Source organism: Serratia sp. 14-2641, assembly GCF_001692375.1.
GTDB classification, from domain to species: Bacteria; Pseudomonadota; Gammaproteobacteria; order Enterobacterales; family Enterobacteriaceae; genus Chania; species Chania fonticola_C.
Genome location: NZ_LXKR01000015.1, coordinates 18,486 through 37,481 on the forward strand (window position 1 = coordinate 18,486; position 18,996 = coordinate 37,481).

An 18,996-nucleotide genomic window follows, 5' to 3' on the forward strand; every position below is an offset into this window, starting at 1 on the left:
ACGCGTATAACTTAAATCAAGGCTATTTAATTTCGGTGTTAAATGAATTAATGGCGCCGTAGTCGTTAACAAATTCACCGCTCACTGTATTCCCCTTATTAGCAGGTATTGCCAAGGTTAGGGCAGATCTTGGTGCTACCATCTCGCCTTCAATTTTTTTGCCATTTACCGTCAGGCTGACAAAAGACACATAATAGGGTGTTGGGTTGAACGCCTGCAGGCTACTGCCTTTTACGCTCCACGTGACTGCCTGAGCGGCATCATTTGCGTTACCCGCTAATCCTGCTGGGCGATAAAACACTTTAATGCGCGAGCGGAACGCCATTTGCAGGTAGTTTTCATCAGGTTTTGCCTGTTTTTTGGCGGGCACCTCTAGTACGTTGAGCCAAAATACCGACTCTTTATCCATGGGTAACGCCCCCCCTGAGTAACTAATCCGTAACGTCTGGCCTTTTCCTCCTTCTACTCGGTTTATTGGGGGGCTCAGTATAAAGGGAACCTTAATCGCTGCCGGTTTGGCATTAATATCACCCGTATCCAACCAGCTTTGGATCAACACGGGAGAATTACCCGTATTATCAAGTCTGACGCTGACCTCTTTTTGATCAGAAGGGTAAATAACTCGTGTCCCATTAATCACAATACTTGCCAAACTATGAGTACTGAAGAGGGCCACCACGGCCAAGCCAGCTACTCGTAAAATGTTTTGAAAGGGAAAACGCATAAAGTCTCCTGAAGTAGATTATTTGGGAGGGGGGAACCCCTCCCTCAAGGCATTACTTGTACTGAATAGAGTAAACAACACTGCTGACGACGGTGCCTGGAGTAGTTGCACCCTCAGCATAATACTCGACAAGATAGGGCAAATTAGTGCTACCAGACTCGACGTTTACAAACGAGTTGCCGTTGATCTGATCCGCGTTACCTGCTTTGATCACCGCTTGAGAAGCACTGGTGCCATCACGCAATTGCAGGCTGACGTTTTGTGCCGTACCGGTGTTTTTAAGGCGGCCGGTAAGCACATCTACCGCTGCGCCAGCTTCAAAGAAAGCGGAAGCGGTTTTCAAACTACCGCTGCAGTTGGCCAGTGCCAGGGTGAAACCGGTGAGCCCGGCCGTCTGTGCTGCACTTCCTAGCTGACCAATACTAACAATCGGCAGGGTAACCGTCGGGTTGCTAGCTTGGCCGTCGACAACGACCTCGCAGGTGTTATTACTTAACTGCCCCTGAAAATTGATGGTACCGCCAGAAGCAGCCTGAGCCAGACCAGAAGAGAGCATGACGCCTGCGATAGCAGACAGAATAAATTTGTTCATTTACATTCCTTAATTACAGTTAACAAAGCGCCGTGTTTATAAAAAGACGCTGTGAATAAGTACGTTAGTTGTTGAATAAGAGGAGATATCTCTTCCAAATAGAGTTATCTTTCACAGACTTATCAGTAATAAGAAGGTTGTGTTTAACCTTTCCTATATAAAGAAAGAGATGATGTTCTCTTTTAAGTAAAGTGCCTTTCAACGAGGTGTACTATAGGGATTAAATATAATCTCTGTAAATATAGTTTTTTCTATGGGTGATAAAAATAAGTTATTTAAAGAAATAAAACCCTTATAAAACAACGATGGCGTATGTATAATTATTTTTAATACCCCTTAAGTTTATTGTTATACGGTGAGTTTATTACTTTTAATTATCACCGATAGAAAATACTTCCTTCACAACGACCAAGTAAAATCCTATACTGGCTGAAAATAAAGGCAGAGTTGAATTTATTAATATCTGAGGTACCACCTTTAACTTAAAGCCATTAGCATTACAAAATATTCTGATGGCTTTCATTACAGGGAGGGGTAATCTCACCAGTAACTATCGTAGCTGCTAGAGTAATGATAGTAGCAGTGAGTATGGTATTTTAAGAAGAAAATCTTACCAAAAGCGTCATGTCCAAAAACTATGAGGAAGTAATGAGAAGGAAAAAAGTCGTTTTGCAATCCTCCTGTAATTTTATGCGGGCAGGGTTGGAAGCATTAATTAAAGATACAGATTTGTCGGTCTCTCTTGATATTGTAGAGAGTAGCGACAGTTTTTCAGAATGTGAGGGCGCTTTAAACGCCTTGCCGGTAGTGAATTTAGTCATCCTAACAGTCTGTAACCGTGATTATAACCTGACCTCACTATTGCAACTCGTTGGAGAGCGTTTGCCGAAAATGCATCCCAACAGCAAAGTGATACTGATAGGTGATATAGCCGATGTCAACCCACTAAAATGTTACTTTAGTGGGTTGAGAAACGTCAGTATCATACTGAATAAGGCAATAACGCTTGATGAGTTAAGCAGGGAGTTGCTGAGCACTAGTGCGAATAAAGAGCCCAGTTTCGGGAAAAGTTCTTCTATGCTCACACCGCGTGAATTAGAGATTTTGCGCATGCTGCTGGATGGTGACACCGCGAGAAAGATAGCTGACGACTTGAAGCTGGATTTCAGAACAGTAAGCCATCATAAACGTGCAGCCCTGGCTAAACTGGGGGTTCGTTCATTATGCCCCTTGGTAAATTTGATAGGTAAAAGAAAATACAACAAGAGCGCTTCAGCTTGGGAGAGGGCATTGGGTCAAATTAGTCTGTAAGCGATATAGCATATCGAGTAGTAAAGTAAGATAAATTCATGGATATAAAAGGGAAGGAAAGCAGCATAATGCTGGTGGTAGTTCGTTTTCTGATGCATTAAAGGCATATACCTTAATACATTACCCACCAATCTTGTGGGAAATTGCCACGGCAGCATCAGGATAAGACATCAATACCTCGCTTTATCTGGTCATTGCCTGTTTTTAACTAAGATAAAAACGAAATAATAGCAGCGTCGTTCCCTAACTGGTTTTATCTTCAGAGGGTTTTATGTCCCTATAATGGAATATAAAAATCAATAATATAGTGAGAAACAGATATCATCGTTATGAAAAATCTGCCAAAACCTAACCAGCTTAAAGTGTTCCAGTCGATTATCGAACACGGGAGTTTTCGGGCTGCAGCCAAAGCCCTGCATCAGACTCAGCCTGCATTGACACAATCAATGAATGAACTTGAGAAAATGTTAGGCACTCCGCTTCTGATGCGTGGACCGCGTGGCGTGGTACTGACCGAAGCAGGTAAACTTTTTGAGCCCCGAGTTCAATTGGTGCTGAAAGAGTTGGAACGCGCAGTCAATGAAGCAAAGCAGCTTAGCGCCACTTCTCAGGGAACCATTGAGCTGGGGAGTTCGTCGTTACCCTTTTTTACCATGTTGCCAGCAGCAATCCAGCGTTTTAATAAACGCTTTCCGCAGGTCAACATCAATCTTACGGAGGGGCAAATTTCTGAGCTATTACCTGCCCTGCGAGGGGGAGAATTAGACTTCGTCATCGGCGCAACGTCGCCGGAAACGATCCTGGCTAGCGAATTTATCGAAGAGCCATTCTTTACCACTCCTTTTGCTGTGGTGGCACACCGAGATCATCCCTTGGCCAAGAGTACCTCGCTGAGCCAGCTCAAACAGGCCAAATGGTATTTACCCACAGCGAAAATAGGTTACTTCGGTGAACTTGATGCACTGCTGTTCCCTGAAGGGGAAGAGAACACACAGACCATTATTCGCGGGGACACGGCGGCCATCACGTTGCAGATGGTGATGAATGCTGGTTTTTTGACCGTGGCTGCTAAAGAGATGCTTCGGGTACCTTATCTAAGCCAGCAGTTGTGCATAATACCGATCGAAGAGCAATTACCCGATGCGTCCTACAGTTTTATCTATTCTCATCGTTTACCGTTGACGATGCACGCCAGGACCATGATAGATAAACTGCAAAGGGAATGTAAGATCTATCCTTGGTCCAGTGAGGTTGAATAATCAATGGCTTTACCTGTCGTCCTTCAAGTTGCCGCGGTGGCGACTTGCCGCAACTTGAAGTGACATGAGCATAAATCGTTACGCTTCCCCAGCATATTGATAAACTCCTCAACTGGGGGTAATCATTAATAAAAAGTAAATGTTTAGTTATGCTTTGGGGCTGATGACAAAATTTACGCTACCCGTATGCATCCCTTCTTTAGTCGCCGCGCTTTTAAACAGGTTGATCTTTGGCGTCCAACACATCTGGCTACGGTTAGGGGTACTACTGGCAGTCTGCGTCAATGTGATGTATTTAGCGTTTGCAGTCGGGAAACTGAAGTCGTTTGCCGGCACCCCGTCGTTGCTGGCCAACTGCAGGTTATAAAACAACTGGCTAGCAGTGCCTTGTAGGGTAAATAAACTACGTCCACCCTGCGTGCTTGAGGTGGTTGTTACACTCAACGCATAGGTCTTGTTTTTTACCCCTGCCGTTACATAGTTGATACACAGATTATTGCTGGCGATATTACTAATCGATGCCGCATAACCGTTTCCACTTGCTGAAAGATCGGGTAAATTGCTTACATCAAGGGTATTCATCTGCCACACCGCCGAACTCATGCTGAATGCTGGCTCAGGTGTATCGACATCTTCAGGCTTTGGAATATTCGCCATAGAAAGCTGGCATCCATTAGCAGCAATGTAAATAACACTGGTCTGACTTCCGCCACTCTGCCCTGCGACGCTCATGTTTTCGGTTGTGAGGCGAGCACGCAAACCCGGATATGCCCCCGCAGTGTCAGTAGTAAAATCTATGGAAATAAACGAACTGAACATAATTACGTTAGCGTACGGAACACCGTAAAAACTCAATGCACGAGTGCCGATATTGTAACCTAAGTTAGAATTGGCAACCACATTACTAAAAGTGCTAGTAGAGCTGTTTTGTGGATGAACGATTAAATTTGAACCCAATGTGGTTGGCACTTCGACATAAAAGGTACTCAGAGTCGTCGTACTGGTTCCTGCCACTGGTGTCACCACGTAGGTGAATTTTGCTTGAAACTTATTAGTTCCTAATTTGGTAACAGAGCAACCAGTGATGTTTTGACTATATTGAGTTGCCATTACGTGTGTGCTTAATACCAGCAGAGAGCAAGCTATCAAGCGGGATAAGGTTACTATTATTTTCATATCTCTCTCGCGATTAGCGCGTAAGCTTCAAATTGGTTCTTTCAACTCACGCCATTGCTGTACTCGCAAGGGCGTTTTAGTTTTTCTTAAACTTTAACTTCAAACATCATTATCAGTTTACCGACGTAATTGCCCGATATCTTCCCCAGCACACCAGTAGGCTGGCGGGCAGAGACCGAAAGCAGATAGCTGCCCGTCGAGATGCCTCCTGCCTGTGTAGGATTGCTGAAATCTACCGGCGTAGTACCCAGTGGTTTTAACGTGGTTGCGTTGCTGCCAAACCCTACTTGTTCGGTGGTAAAAGCCAGCGCGGCGTCGGTTTCATGAGTCAGTATCAGCGGATTAACCAGTGAGACCCTAAAGTCTTGCCCATTGCGGATGCTGACCTGAACCGGTACCTGAGCCTGATAGCGCGTGATGTCACTGCCCACGCTATTGCTGAGCGTTAACGTGTCGTACCAACCACCACCCGGTTTCTCAACCGTGATCTGAACCAGATTGGTGAGGGTAATGCTGATGGGCACACTGCCCAGCGCGGTGTCAGCAGCATTTACCGTGCCCCCAGTCAGCAGTAACACTGCCATTATCGCCTGCTGCCATAACTTCATGCTGTTCATCCCTTTATTGTCTGCTCTCATTTATTGCATTGAAGGCTGAAGGGCTTGCTCTGCACATTACCACTCAATGTGCTCCCAGCCATTTGCCTTGGCGTGCCGGGGTAGACATTAAAATCATCCACGGTTTGGCCATTCAGCTTCAGTTCGCTGAATTCTACCCGCACCGTGCCGGTGGCCTGCAGCTGCAACCCGTTGGCCTCGCAGCGGTGCTGCCAGGTGGCAACCTGCTTGACTGGCAACTGGCGTATCAGGCCGTTAAACCCCAGGCTGACCAACATTACATTGTCTCGGGTACCGCTAATCTTGGCTTTTTGCTGGGGAATAACCGCCAAGCGATACACTCTTTCTCTTTCTGGCGGTTTTAGCGCCGTTAACTGCACCGGTTTCTGCTGGCGTGGCCCCAGCGAGAGTTTGAATGGTGCAGCATACAGATAAGGGTCTTTGCTCATCCCCAGAGGTATCAGTTGTTCCTCATCGATAGGCATGCCGGGATTGCCTATCTCAAACAGAGTGATGCCAACAAATTCCGGCGAATCGCCAGTGTTGCTGACCTGTACTACCGCCTGTTCACCTTGCATCTCAACAATTTTCGGGCTGATATCAATCAGCGCCTGCGCCGCCCCCAAAGGGAGGAAGCACAGCACTAGTCCTGTGACCTTACGGGCAACGGATGTCAAACGGCTGGCCATCGGCGTTTCCTTTCAGGGTTTTCACCAGGAACACTAGTGGTGTACCCGGGAACACTTTTTGTTCCTTTGCCATATTGCCTGCCGGGGTCGCTTGCAACTGCTTGAACAACGAGTGCACGCTACCATTGGACGTCAGTTGCAGGCCGCCTGCTGTGCATTGATGACTCCAGGCCTTGCTCTGTCCCCCTGAAGAAGGTAAGTGATGGACCAAAACGCCATAAGCCACACCGAAGGTCAGTGGGGCGCTGATTTTTTCTTTGTTTTCATCTCCTACCACCTTGATGCTGGACACCGGGACGATATACAGCCGGTAGAGCGTCTCTCTGGCTGGCGCTTTCAATGCGACCAGATTAATATCGCGTTTCTGACCCGGCCCCAGAGTCAGTTTGGCTGGGCTGGCCATCATCTCAGGCACGGTGATATCGCCAATGGCTGTCTTGCGCTCCGGAGTTTCACCAGGGTTCTCGACACGCATCAGATCCACCTTCAGGTAAAGTGGCTTATCGCCGAGGTTGCTGACCTGTACGGTTCGGGGTTGCTGCCCCTCAACGGTGCTGCGTGCCGGCATCACCATCAGTTGGCCATCAGCATGAGCCAGGCTGCTCAGAGCCAGAAGGCTGGCTACCACCGCATACTGCAATTGTTTAATCATGGTTTTCCTTATTCATTCTCATCAACTCTTCACTGTTCCAGCAGGTGACATCCTCATAGATATCCGTTTCAACCTGCTATACAGAGATAGCGTTTATCTTTTGGTTTTGTCATGTCACAGCGGTATCGCCCCTGCTTACTGGTCACGGTGATTTCTTTAATCAACGTCGTAGACGCCAGCGAGAACAGGCCATTCGGGTAGACCGTATCGCCAGTCTCGCTTACTGTGCCGCTCACCGGCCCCCCATGGTTGTTGACCAGGAAGCCGTTATACAGCAGGTTCATTTCCACCTCGGCTTGCACCGGATACACCTGCCCAGGATGGGCGCGTACCACGTTGGCGGGCAGACGGATATTCATGTCCATATCCGCATCTACCGACTGCGCCTGGGCAAAAGTCACGTCCTGATAGCTGGCCAATGGCACCGCATAGGTACTGCCACCACCAACCGGGTTGCCTTCCACCTTGAAGCCATATTTCGCGTCACCCAGTTTTGGGGTGCGAACCAGCATGGCGGCGCCACTCGGGCTGGTGCGCCCCAAGGCAAATCCATCCTGGCTTGCGGCAAACATGCCGTTGTAGTTGAAGCTGCCGCTGGTGATATGGTCGTCGACCCCAACGCGTAAAGAAGCATCCCCACGGGTGCCGTTGCGGCGGGCATTCAAGCCAACCGCGTTGGTGCGGCCAACGTCACTGAAGTCAATACCGGCGGTTGTGGTACCGGTACTGTCCTCAAATTCACGGGCGTAACTCCCACCGGTATAGAGTTTGCCATTGTTATAGGCGGCGTTCAGGGTGCCGGTATTGCGGTCCAGCATGATGGTGGTATTCAGGTACAGCCCGTAATTGTTGCTGTTGTTGTCATAGCCACCTTTCTGCACACCCATGGCTATCACCGCCCAAACTCCGTTGCCACGCCAGTTCCAGGTACTCTGCAACTGATGTCGTTCGCTGTTGCTATAGCGGCTGTAGTTGTAGCCCAGGCGGGTCGGGCCGAACTGGCGGCTATAGCCAAATGCAGTGCTGTTGTTAGCCGGGTAGAACTCGGACACCGCGGTATTCTGGTACTGCGAAGCGGTCAGGTAACCCAGCTGCTGGTTGCCAGCGCTCAGGCTGGCGTAGCCACCAACGCGTTTTTCCCCGGCCATCACGCCCACGGTCGGCGTCACTTCCATGTCCGCGACTTGCATTGGTCGGGTGAGGTTATGCTCCATTGCCCAACGGTTGCCGGTCCCTTTTAGCAGTGCGCTGCTGGCCGCAAACCAGTTGGTCTGGAAGCTGGCCCCTGCGCTGAGGAGGCTTTTTTCTGTATCAAGCTCTTTACCCAGCGTGACATACCAGCCAGTGCTGTTGCCGTAATTGATATTGGCAATCTGTTGATTTTCAGTGCTCACCACTTGGCCGCTGCGATTGACTAATCGGACCTCGACGCTATAGAAGCCACCGGGCAACTGGTTATAGTCAATCTCGTTACGGCCGATCACCGCGGGTAGACGGCGGATAAGACGGCCATCGCGATAGAACTCGTAGTCACCGTCAGCGGTAGCGAACAGCACCATCTTGCCTGCGGACTGGTTGTCGCGTTTCAGGTTGTCCTGGCTGCCCAAGGTGACAAATTGGTCAAAGCTCGGGTTGAGTGACGTGCTGATGCTACCAGCGGCGTTATCGCGGCTGTCCTGACGGCCACTGCGCAGATAGGTAGTGGCGAAGTTCTTCTGCAAATACCAGGTACTGACGCCCTGATCGGTGGTCCGAGTATCGAAATTTTTGCTGTCGTTGTAATACCAGCTCAGGTAGCCATAGCTTTGTGAAGGCAGACCAAGGTAGCCCTGACCGAAGGCGGAGACAGCACGGTACTCGTTAGAAGCGGTGCGTACATCCAGCGATTGGTTGTGGATGAAGCCCATCATGGTTTGGGGCTGCACGTAACGCTTGCTGCCATCGGTGATAGTCAGCGACTGCTTGACCTTGTCGAGCGAGACGGTTTGCCCCTTGATGGTATAGTCACAGCCGTTAGGGCAGACCGCATAAGGTATCTGTGCCAGGACCTTGTTCAGCAGCTCGATCTGCTCGGTTGAAATCCCATTTTGGCGATAAAGCGCCTCATCAAAAGTGAGCCGATTTTGCTGGGCAGACCAACTGACCGGGCCAGGTAGAGGGGTGCTGTCGAGGGTGGCGAGAAATTGCATGGAGGAATCCTGCTCGGCCTCAGAGAAACCTGCGGGCACCTGATATTCAATTTGAGCTCCCTCAGCATAAGTGGCTGCTGACGGAGTCAATAATAATAAACCTGTTGCCCATCCTGGGATACTTCTGCCCATCTTATATTCCATATATAGAGACTCAACAACACGGCCAGTAACCTATTATTAATTTTTTTGTTTTAATAATTAACAAGCCACACCCTATCTATTCTTTTGCACTAGATATACAGAAAACTTCTGTTATAAAAACAGAAGATGGCGTTCGGCGTATGCTATTAGGGTTATCCGGAGATAACCCTAGTTTTATTACGCAATTAAGCGTCATTTAACGCTTTACGGTATCGACTCTAAAATAATTCGAGTTGCATGAAGGTGACACAGGGTACCTCCCCCAAGAATGAGCGAGTAACAACCGTCAACACAGAGGCAACTAGACGTATGAAGAGGATAACGTTATTAAGCCTTTGGCTCGAACAACATGACCAGATCGCCCTGGTATGAACCATTGGTGCTACCGGTCGCATTGGTTGGCGCTTTGGCATCGATTTTCAGCGTATAGGTGTTGTCATATCCACCTGGAGCGGTAGTGGTTTGCATCACTTTCAGCGGGGTACCCTGAACGACGGTTTTACCCGCAAAATTGACCACTACGTTAGACAACTGGGCACCATCAGCACGGTTAATGGTCAGCGGCTGAACCAGGGATACGTTGACTTCATTGTCGGTGGTGTAAACACGCACTGGCAGATCGTTAGAAGCAAACTCAGTCTGGGTATAATCTTTGGCAAACAATTCTTCTTTGTCATACCAGGTGCTGCCGTCTGGCTTAGAAACAAAAATAGCATCGTTGATGTTAGCTACGATGGTAATTTCTTTTTTCACGCCATTGGCGGCATGCGCCATACCGGCCGACAGCAGAGCTGTAGCAACAACAGACAGAAGGATCTTTTTCATGGTACTTTCCTTATTATTAAAACTAACAGACGTCCTTGTCATCAAGGATCGCTTTTAATTGCCTGTTCAAACCAAACAGGGTGAAAAAAACCCTTATTAAAGGATTGTTTGCAGTCTGCTTAGCGAAATTTACCCTGGTCCCTATTAGAATCATGAAATAAATGAAAACTTACTACATGCTGCTGAGTTTTTAGAGGTACCTATCATGTGCGTGATGAATATAGTCCCACGCAACAACGATTACAAGCCAATAGATTTTTATCAGTGATAGGAGAAGTTAATACTCAATCTATAACTGAAATCGCTACCGATTGAAATTATGTTATCACCGATAAAAATTACTTTATTTACGTTCTTTAAGATACCCAATACAATGGTGAAAATTTGGTGGCAAGATGAACAGGGAAAAGTACAGCCATGAAGTTATCATAGTCAGAAGGCCAATGATTATCCCGCAGTGAACATTTCCCATGAAAACTGAAGCTGGACATTAACTTAATCACGGAAGGGCGAGGTTTTTGCTTGCGATGATTTCACCTATCAGCATTTGCAGTTAATTCTCGAAATCATGTTTTGCCGGGAGGATCTTAATCTTTTCATTGATGGTTATTATCTCATTGATTTAATTTATTAATTTTAATGCCAGGTCATTAATTCAGATATCCATTTTATTGATATAAGAGTCACACCTTCATTATCACTCAAGTCATAACTTAATGATTAGTATTGATTTTAATTAAGCTAAACATCCTTTAAATACTTGAAAACAGGTAAGGCTGAGGTATTGGGCCCCTCCTGCAAGTATGTCTTTTCAATTTATCTATAAGGTAGTTGCAGTGAAAAAGCACGATTTACCTTCACGCCGCAAGGCTGGAGAATTTAAAAAATCTCGGATAGCCACATTGTTAGCTTGGGCTAACATTGTGACCCAAGTGGTTTTCCCGATGAGTATTGCCTATACCCCGGCAGTCATGGCGGCGAAAAATACCCATACTGAGGATGAACAGGCGGTTGCGACGGCAGCAAGCCGTTTGGCGGGTGTGTTAGCCAGCGGTGACCCAACCAAACAGGCCGAATCTATCGCTCGTGGTGCTGCGACCAGTACCGCGAATGACGCCGTTGAAAACTGGCTTAATCAATTTGGTACTGCCAAAGTACAATTGAACCTGGATGACAAACTTAATCTGAAAGGCAGCCAATTAGACGTTCTGTTACCCCTGCAAGATACCCCAAGCCTGCTTACCTTCAGCCAACTGGGTACGCGCTATATTGACGATCGCCTCACGCTCAACGCTGGCATAGGGCAACGTCATTTTATCGATCAGCAAATGTTTGGCTATAACCTCTTCCTGGATCGTGATATCCAAGGCAGTCACTCACGCATTGGTATTGGTGCTGAATATGCACGTGATTACCTGCGTATTGCTACCAACGGCTATTTTGGTGTAAGTGGCTGGAAGAACTCGCGCGATTTGGACGGTTTTGATGAAAAAGCCGCTAATGGCTTTGATATCCGTACAGAAGCCTATCTGCCATCGATGCCACAATTGGGTGGCAAGCTGGTGTATGAGCAGTATTTTGGTGATGAAGTCGGTTTATTTGGTAAAGATAAGCGCCAGTCCGATCCTGCTGCCGTCACTTTCGGTGTGAATTATTCTCCTGTGCCATTGGTCAGCTTCGGTGTAGACCACAAGCAGGGAACCAGCGGTATGGAAGATACCCGTTTCAATCTTTCCCTCAATTATTCCTTTGGCACCGAACTGTCAAAACAGCTCGATCCGGCCAATTTGGCGGCAAAACGTACGCTGGCAGGCAGCCGCTACGATCTGGTAGACCGCAATAACCAAATTGTTCTGCAATATCGTGAGCAGCAGTTACTGAGCGTGGTGATGGATCCGTTGTTACAGGGGGATTCCGGCCAAACTATTGAGTTACCGATCACCGTCACCAGTAAGCATGGTGTTGCTTCATTCGAATGGAAAGCAGACTTGTTTACCGCCGCTGGCGGGAAAATCATCCCTAATGGTCAGGGGTGGCAGGCCGTGTTGCCATCTTATAACCTGTTGGGAAATAATAACTATCCTATCAGCGTGACCGTCATCGATAAATCGGGTAACCGTTCTGAGCCTGCTCAAGGGGAAGTCGTAGTTACCGGTTTTGGTATTGCAGCAACCTCTAATCTGATGATTAAGAATGCGCGTTTGCCAGCAGATGGCCGCTCAACAACGCAAGTAGAACTGTCTCTGAAAGATGGTAGCGGTCGCCCAATCAGTGGGATCGCCGGGCAGATTACGCTGAACAGCCAATTCCAGCCGCCATCAGCGGCAAGCAAAATCAGTCCTGCCTCTGCCACAGCACAACCCATTCCTCATGCCATAGGTGAGGTAAGCGAATCTAAAGATCGCCCTGGTGTCTATCTTGCCACTTTCACTGCTGGCAGCAGCGTGGGTGCAGTGAAGATCACGGCAAACGTATCCGGGTCAGCGATAGCAGTGAAAGAGGCTACCGTAACGTTATCGGCAGACAATGCCTCGGCGAAGATCGACGAGAACGGCCTGACCGGCAAGCCGGGTAACACCGTGGCCAACGGCACCGACATCAACACCGTGCAGTTGCCGGTGAAAGACGCACAGGGTAACCCAGTGCCGGGCTTCGACGTCACCTTTACCGTGACCAACCCGGACGGTTCGACCCGTCAGCAGACCGTGACCACCGACGAAAACGGTATCGCCTCTCTGCCGGTGACCAGCGACAAGGCGGGCAGCGTCAAGGTAGAAGCGGACGTGGGCGGCGTGACCAGCAGCACCGATCTGAGCTTCGTAGCGGACAGTGGCACGGCCAAGATCGACGAGAACGGCTTGACCGGTAAACCGGGTAACACCGTGGCCAATGGCACGGATGTGAACCTCGTGCAGTTGCCGGTGAAGGACGCCAAGGGCAACCCGCTCCCAGGCTTTGATGTCACCTTTACCGTGACCGAGCCGGACGGCAGCACCCGTCAGCAGACGGTGACCACCGACGAGAACGGTATTGCCTCTCTGCCGGTGACCAGCGATAAAGCGGGCAGCGTCAAGGTGGAAGCGGACGTGGGCGGTGTGACCAGCAGCACCGACCTGACCTTCGTGGCGGACAGCAGCACGGCCAAGATCGACGAGAACGGCCTGACGGCGGAAGCGGGTAACACTGTGGCCAACGGCAGCGATGTGAACCTCGTTCAGTTGCCGGTGAAGGACGCACAGGGCAACCCAGTGCCGGGCTTTGACGTCACCTTTACCGTGACCAACCCGGACGGCAGCACGCGTCAGCAGACCGTGACCACCGACGAGAACGGTATCGCCTCTCTGCCGGTGACCAGCGACAAGGCGGGCAGCGTCAAGGTGGAAGCGGAGGTGGGCGGTGTGACCAGCAGCACCGACCTGACCTTCGTGGCCGACAGCAGCACGGCCAAGATCGACGAGAACGGCCTGACAGGCAAACCGGGTAACACCGTGGCCAACGGCACCGACGTCAATACCGTGCAGTTGCCGGTGAAGGATGCGAACGGCAACCCGCTCCCAGGCTTCGACGTCACCTTTACCGTGACCAACCCGGACGGCTCGACCCGTCAGCAGACCGTGACCACCGACGAGAACGGCATCGCCTCTCTGCCGGTGACCAGCGATCAGGCGGGCAGCGTGAAGGTGGAAGCGGAGGTGGGCGGTGTGACCAGCAGCACCGCCCTGAGCTTCGTGGCGGACAACAGCACTGCGACCATCGACGAGAACGGCCTGGCCGGCAAAGCGGGTAACACCACCGCCAACGGCACCGACGTCAACACCGTGCAGTTGCCGGTGAAAGACGCCAAGGGCAACCCAGTGCCGGGCGTGGACGTCACCTTTACCGTGACCAACCCGGACGGCAGCACCCGTCAGCAGACGGTGACCACCGACGAGAACGGTATTGCCTCCCTGCCGGTAACCAGCGACAAGGTGGGCAGCGTCAAGGTGGAAGCGGAAGTCGGCGGCGTGACCAGCAGCACCGACCTGAGCTTCGTGGCGGACAGTGGCACGGCCAAGATCGACGAGAACGGTCTGACGGCGGAAGCGGGTAACACCGTGGCCAACGGCACCGACGTCAACACCGTGCAGTTGCCGGTCAAGGATGCGCAGGGCAACCCGATCCCGGGCTTCGACGTCACCTTTACCGTGACCGAGCCGGACGGCTCGACCCGTCAGCAGACCGTGACCACCGACGAGAACGGTATCGCGACTCTGCCAGTGACCAGCGATAAAGCGGGCAGCGTCAAGGTGGAAGCGGAGGTGGGCGGCGTGACCAGCAGCACCGACCTGAGCTTCGTGGCGGACAATGCCACGGCGACCATCGACGAGAACGGGCTGACCGGCAAACCGGGTAACACCGTGGCCAACGGCACCGACGTCAACCTCGTGCACTTGCCGGTGAAGGACGCGAACGGCAACCCAGTGCCGGGCGTGGACGTCACCTTTACCGTGACCGAGCCGGACGGCAGCACCCGTCAGCAGACGGTGACCACCGACGAGAACGGCATTGCCTCTCTGCCGGTGACCAGCGATAAAGCGGGCAGCGTGAAGGTGGAAGCAGAGGTGGGCGGCGTGACCAGCAGCACCGACCTGAGCTTCGTGGCGGACAACAGCACGGCCAAGATCGACGAGAACGGCCTGACGGCGGAAGCGGGTAACACCGTGGCCAACGGCACCGACGTCAACACCGTGCAGTTGCCGGTGAAAGACGCGAAGGGCAACCCGATCCCGGGCTTCGACGTCACCTTTACCGTGACCGAGCCGGACGGCAGCACGCGTCAGCAGACGGTGACCACCGACGAGAACGGTATCGCTTCTCTGCCGGTGACCAGCGATAAAGCGGGCAGCGTCAAGGTGGAAGTGGAGGTGGGCGGCGTGACCAGCAGCACCGACCTGAGCGTCGTGGCGGACAATGCCACGGCGACCATCGACGAGAACGGGCTGACGGCGGAAGCGGGTAACACCGTGGCCAACGGCACCGACGTCAACACCGTGCAGTTGCCGGTCAAGGACGCACAGGGCAACCCGATCCCGGGCTTTGACGTCACCTTTACCGTGACCGAGCCGGACGGCAGCACGCGTCAGCAGACGGTGACCACCGACGAGAACGGTATCGCCTCTCTGCCGGTGACCAGCGATAAAGCGGGCAGCGTCAAGGTGGAAGACGAGGTGGGCGGCGTGACCAGCAGCACCGACCTGAGCTTCGTGGCGGACAATGCCACGGCGACCATCGACGAGAACGGCCTGACGGCAGAAGCGGGTAACACCGTGGCCAACGGCACCGACGTCAACACCGTGCAGTTGCCGGTGAAGGATGCGAACGGCAACCCGATCCCCGGCTTCGACGTCACCTTTACCGTGACCGAGCCGGACGGCTCCACCCGTCAGCAGACGGTGACCACCGACGAGAACGGTATCGCCTCTCTGCCGGTGACCAGCGATAAAGCGGGCAGCGTCAAGGTGGAAGCGGAAGTCGGCGGCGTGACCAGTAGCACCGACCTGAGCTTCGTGGCGGACAACAGCACGGCCAAGATCGACGAGAACGGCCTGACGGCAGAAGCGGGTAACACCGTGGCCAACGGCACCGACGTCAACACCGTGCAGTTGCCGGTCAAGGATGCGAACGGCAACCCGATCCCGGGCTTTGATGTCACCTTTACCGTGACCAACCCGGACGGTTCGACCCGTCAGCAGACGGTGACCACTGACGAGAACGGTATCGCCTCTCTGCCAGTGACCAGCGATAAAGCGGGCAGCGTCAAGGTGGAAGCGGAGGTGGGCGGCGTGACCAGCAGCACCGACCTGAGCTTCGTGGCGGACAACAGCACGGCCAAGATCGACGAGAACGGCCTGACGGCGGAAGCGGGTAACACCGTGGCCAACGGCACCGACGTCAACACCGTGCAGTTGCCGGTGAAGGATGCGAACGGCAACCCGATCCCGGGCTTCGAGGTCACCTTTACCGTGACCGAGCCGGACGGTTCGACCCGTCAGCAGACGGTGACCACTGACGAGAACGGTATCGCCTCTCTGCCGGTGACCAGCGACAAGGCGGGCAGCGTCAAGGTGGAAGCGGAGGTGGGCGGCGTGACCAGCAGCACCGACCTGAGCTTCGTGGCGGACAATGCCACGGCGACCATCGACGAGAACGGCCTGACGGCAGAAGCGGGTAACACCGTGGCCAACGGCACCGACGTCAATACCGTGCAGTTGCCGGTGAAGGATGCGAACGGCAACCCGATCCCGGGCTTCGACGTCACCTTTACCGTGACCGAGCCGGACGGCAGTACCCGTCAGCAGACGGTGACCACCGACGAGAACGGTATCGCCTCTCTGCCGGTGACCAGCGATAAAGCGGGCAGCGTCAAGGTGGAAGCGGAAGTCGGCGGCGTGACCAGTAGCACCGAACTGAGCTTTGAAGCGGATATCAGTACGGTAATGATCAATACAACCAATGGACTGGTTCTTGAAACAGCTGGAAAAACGATTGAAACACAAAAAAGCGAGGATACGCCAAGCGAGCTTTCTACTCACAATCTGATCGTAACTATGACAGATAAGAATGGAAATATTATCAAAGGTAAGGCTGGTGCCCTGGATGTCACCTTTACGACTACCGGGAGTGCAAGATTTATCGGCGATAGCACTGTCACCATTGATGAGAATGGACAGGCCAGAATTGGGATCGTTAACACGGCAGAGGAAACTGTGACGGTTAATGCTCAACTGAATGGTCAATCATCTAACAGTGTCCCTGTAAGCTTTAAAACAGTGGTGAAAAGTGTTGCGCTCAGTAAGCAAGACATCACGTTGACTAAATACTTTGGTACTAACGTGACTGCAGAAGCGGTGTATTCAGACGGTTCAAAAGTCGATATTACCAAAACCGGCTCTTGGAAGAGCAGTAATGCGAAAATTAGTGTTGATGGCTCAGGGTATGTCACTTCAGCGGATGAAAATGAATCAGGTAAGTTGTCTGTAACCTTTGAGGGGATGACTGCGGAAACTGACGTGAGCGTGATTGTGGCCAAGACGAGTGCAATTATTGGGACCAAGACAGCATACACTACGCTGATCTCGAAAGAGAAGTACCCATCCCTGACATTCAGGAGCGCGGCAGTGGTCGACGGGTTCTACTCAAATGGGAGTCTGATTGCGGGTGGCCCAGGTGGACAGGCGTCTTCCGAGGTTCTTGAACTGGACAAGGTGACATCTATCACCGGGTACAGTGCGAGGGTGGCAATTACAGGGTTACCAGATCAGTTACTGGAAATGTTGACATGGAAGGACGGTGCCGATCATAAGGTTGGTTCGTCAACGGGAACGGCCTATACCGCAACCGTATCGGATACGATCTATGGGGTTATCGTTTATTCGACAGGAACAAATGGAGGTTCAGGCGTCTTTGTTTCAGGCCTGCAGATCATCTATAACTAAAGCTAAGGTAGTTGCAGAGGCGGGGGCTTGTCCATAAAGGGTATTTAATGAGACAGGCTCCAGTATCTGCTTAGTCAAGGCCGCTATTTGAAGCGGTGTTCTTAAGCGAGGCTCCCTATAAGGGGGCCTTTTTTAATGCTACATACCCGTTGCTTGTCAAGTTCAAGGGGCTATGGCCTGCTCGACCAAGAGGTATGGCACTTTAAAGTAAGGTATTAGCCAATTACCAATGAAACCTTATCCCGCTAGCTTGGTGTAATGATATGATATTGAAAGACATTGTTGAGAGGTGAACTGATTCTGTGAGATAACAAATTGTTGCGTTTACATTTTTGGGTTCAGCATCTAGGCTTAAAGTTATTCACTCTCGAGCTGTTATTTAGTTTGAAAATAGACGGTGGCCCATGAAAGAACTTCCAAAAATCAATCAGCTCAGGGATTTTCAGGCGATTATCTATTACGGAAACATCAGAACCGCTTCACAGGCTTTGTTCAAAACCCAGCCTGCTATGACCAAAAGTATTCAGGAGTTAGAGCGGATTTTGGGGGTATCCTTATTATCCCGAGGGCCGCAGGGCATGGTTTTAACCAAGATGGGGCGTGTTTTTGAACATAGGGTTAACACGCTACTTAACGATCTGGAAAGAGCCGTAGATGAGTTGCATCAATTGAGTCAACAATCTCAGGGCAACGTAGTCTTTGGTTGCTCACACCTTCCTGCTTTAAGTATGCTCCCTTCTTTGGTTAATAAATTTCAAGAAGAACACCCATCATCAAATATTACCATCATTGAAGGGCAACTTTGTGAACTGGTGACTTCACTTCGGCTAGGGCGATTGGATTTTTTTATTGGTATCGCATCACCTGAAATATCAATGAGTGAATTTGTTGTCGAACAGCCAATCAATGCAGAGTTTTGTATTATTGCCAGAAAAGACCACCCACTCTCCCATTGCCGTTCATTAAGCGAATTGCAAGGGGCGAAATGGTACTTCCCTAGCACCAGAACAGGGTATTATAAAGAGCTGGAGAAATTTATTTTCCCAAAAGGAAAAATGAGCAAGGATGCCGTGATTTATGGTGACTCAATGACCATTGGCGAACAGCTGGTTTTAAATGAAGATTACTTTTTCATTGGCCCCAAGGCAATTTTAGATATTTCTTATGTAAAAGATCTTATCACCGTGATACCTATAAAAGAAAAGTTGCCGGATGCCCTATACGTTCTTATTCACAGACAACAACATGGGCTGACCCCGCTGGCTAAAAAACTGATGGATGAAGTCAAAGCGGCGTGTTTAAAAATTCTCTCTGAGGAGAATTGATACTACGGAAGATTGTTC

General features: G+C 50.8%; 12 protein-coding genes. 4 read left to right on the forward strand and 8 right to left on the reverse strand.

Features of this window, described 5'->3' with window-relative positions:
- Positions 1 to 22: 22 nt before the first annotated feature.
- Both A6U95_RS07555 and A6U95_RS07560 read right to left on the reverse strand, forming a co-directional pair.
- Complete coding sequence (locus A6U95_RS07555; RefSeq protein WP_065684056.1) at positions 23 to 724, reverse strand: fimbria/pilus periplasmic chaperone; 702 nt, start codon at positions 722 to 724, stop codon at positions 23 to 25.
- A 52-nt stretch (positions 725 to 776) separates the two neighbouring features.
- Positions 777 to 1,316: a fimbrial protein gene (locus A6U95_RS07560; RefSeq protein WP_065684057.1), complete on the reverse strand. Its 540-nt coding sequence runs from the start codon at positions 1,314 to 1,316 to the stop codon at positions 777 to 779.
- 648 nt (positions 1,317 to 1,964) lie between these two features.
- Here A6U95_RS07560 and A6U95_RS07565 point away from each other — a divergent pair.
- On the forward strand, positions 1,965 to 2,627 hold the full coding sequence (locus A6U95_RS07565) for a LuxR C-terminal-related transcriptional regulator (protein ID WP_206744296.1): 663 nt from the start codon (positions 1,965 to 1,967) through the stop codon (positions 2,625 to 2,627).
- Between the two features lie 329 nt (positions 2,628 to 2,956).
- Positions 2,957 to 3,886 carry a LysR substrate-binding domain-containing protein gene (locus tag A6U95_RS07570; protein WP_024531068.1) on the forward strand — a complete coding sequence of 310 codons (930 nt, stop codon included), beginning with the start codon at positions 2,957 to 2,959 and terminating at the stop codon, positions 3,884 to 3,886.
- A 147-nt stretch (positions 3,887 to 4,033) separates the two neighbouring features.
- Here the strand turns inward: A6U95_RS07570 and A6U95_RS30620 are convergent, their stop codons facing one another.
- The 6 genes from A6U95_RS30620 to A6U95_RS07600 all read right to left on the reverse strand — a co-directional run bounded on the left by A6U95_RS30620 (position 4,034) and on the right by A6U95_RS07600 (position 10,178).
- On the reverse strand, positions 4,034 to 5,062 hold the full coding sequence (locus A6U95_RS30620; RefSeq protein WP_139102343.1) for a hypothetical protein: 1,029 nt from the start codon (positions 5,060 to 5,062) through the stop codon (positions 4,034 to 4,036).
- Between the two features lie 86 nt (positions 5,063 to 5,148).
- Positions 5,149 to 5,670 carry a hypothetical protein gene (locus A6U95_RS07580; protein ID WP_065684060.1) on the reverse strand — a complete coding sequence of 174 codons (522 nt, stop codon included), beginning with the start codon at positions 5,668 to 5,670 and terminating at the stop codon, positions 5,149 to 5,151.
- A 26-nt stretch (positions 5,671 to 5,696) separates the two neighbouring features.
- A complete protein-coding gene (locus A6U95_RS07585) occupies positions 5,697 to 6,368 on the reverse strand; it encodes a hypothetical protein (RefSeq protein WP_065684061.1) in 672 nt (223 codons plus the stop codon).
- Positions 6,337 to 7,017, reverse strand: a complete 681-nt coding sequence (locus A6U95_RS07590) for a pilus assembly protein (protein ID WP_083196334.1) — start codon at positions 7,015 to 7,017, stop codon at positions 6,337 to 6,339. Before A6U95_RS07590 ends, A6U95_RS07585 begins: the two co-directional genes overlap by 32 nt.
- Positions 7,018 to 7,088: 71 nt before the next feature.
- On the reverse strand, positions 7,089 to 9,209 hold the full coding sequence (locus tag A6U95_RS07595) for a TcfC E-set like domain-containing protein (protein ID WP_158006202.1): 2,121 nt from the start codon (positions 9,207 to 9,209) through the stop codon (positions 7,089 to 7,091).
- A 471-nt stretch (positions 9,210 to 9,680) separates the two neighbouring features.
- The gene (locus A6U95_RS07600; RefSeq protein WP_024531074.1) at positions 9,681 to 10,178 is read right to left on the reverse strand and encodes a CS1 type fimbrial major subunit; all 498 of its coding nucleotides are present in this window, start codon (positions 10,176 to 10,178) and stop codon (positions 9,681 to 9,683) included.
- Positions 10,179 to 11,122: 944 nt separating this feature from the next.
- Between A6U95_RS07600 and A6U95_RS07605 the strand changes: the two genes are divergently transcribed.
- Entirely contained in the window at positions 11,123 to 17,653 is a 6,531-nt protein-coding gene (locus tag A6U95_RS07605; RefSeq protein ID WP_158006203.1) for an Ig-like domain-containing protein, read from the forward strand.
- 404 nt (positions 17,654 to 18,057) lie between these two features.
- Positions 18,058 to 18,978: a LysR substrate-binding domain-containing protein gene (locus A6U95_RS07610; protein ID WP_065684064.1), complete on the forward strand. Its 921-nt coding sequence runs from the start codon at positions 18,058 to 18,060 to the stop codon at positions 18,976 to 18,978.
- Positions 18,979 to 18,996: the final 18 nt, after the last annotated feature.

What these genes read in the sequence shown, in the direction of transcription:
- A6U95_RS07610 (WP_065684064.1), top strand. Translation starts at nt 18,058, where the DNA reads ATGAAAGAACTTCCAAAAATCAATCAGCTCAGGGATTTTCAGGCGATT.
- A6U95_RS07595 (WP_158006202.1), bottom strand. Translation starts at nt 9,209, where the DNA reads ATGCAATTTCTCGCCACCCTCGACAGCACCCCTCTACCTGGCCCGGTC.
- A6U95_RS07600 (WP_024531074.1), bottom strand. Translation starts at nt 10,178, where the DNA reads ATGAAAAAGATCCTTCTGTCTGTTGTTGCTACAGCTCTGCTGTCGGCC.
- A6U95_RS07560 (WP_065684057.1), bottom strand. Translation starts at nt 1,316, where the DNA reads ATGAACAAATTTATTCTGTCTGCTATCGCAGGCGTCATGCTCTCTTCT.
- A6U95_RS07605 (WP_158006203.1), top strand. Translation starts at nt 11,123, where the DNA reads ATGAGTATTGCCTATACCCCGGCAGTCATGGCGGCGAAAAATACCCAT.
- A6U95_RS07570 (WP_024531068.1), top strand. Translation starts at nt 2,957, where the DNA reads ATGAAAAATCTGCCAAAACCTAACCAGCTTAAAGTGTTCCAGTCGATT.
- A6U95_RS07585 (WP_065684061.1), bottom strand. Translation starts at nt 6,368, where the DNA reads ATGGCCAGCCGTTTGACATCCGTTGCCCGTAAGGTCACAGGACTAGTG.
- A6U95_RS07580 (WP_065684060.1), bottom strand. Translation starts at nt 5,670, where the DNA reads ATGAAGTTATGGCAGCAGGCGATAATGGCAGTGTTACTGCTGACTGGG.
- A6U95_RS07565 (WP_206744296.1), top strand. Translation starts at nt 1,965, where the DNA reads ATGAGAAGGAAAAAAGTCGTTTTGCAATCCTCCTGTAATTTTATGCGG.
- A6U95_RS30620 (WP_139102343.1), bottom strand. Translation starts at nt 5,062, where the DNA reads ATGAAAATAATAGTAACCTTATCCCGCTTGATAGCTTGCTCTCTGCTG.
- A6U95_RS07555 (WP_065684056.1), bottom strand. Translation starts at nt 724, where the DNA reads ATGCGTTTTCCCTTTCAAAACATTTTACGAGTAGCTGGCTTGGCCGTG.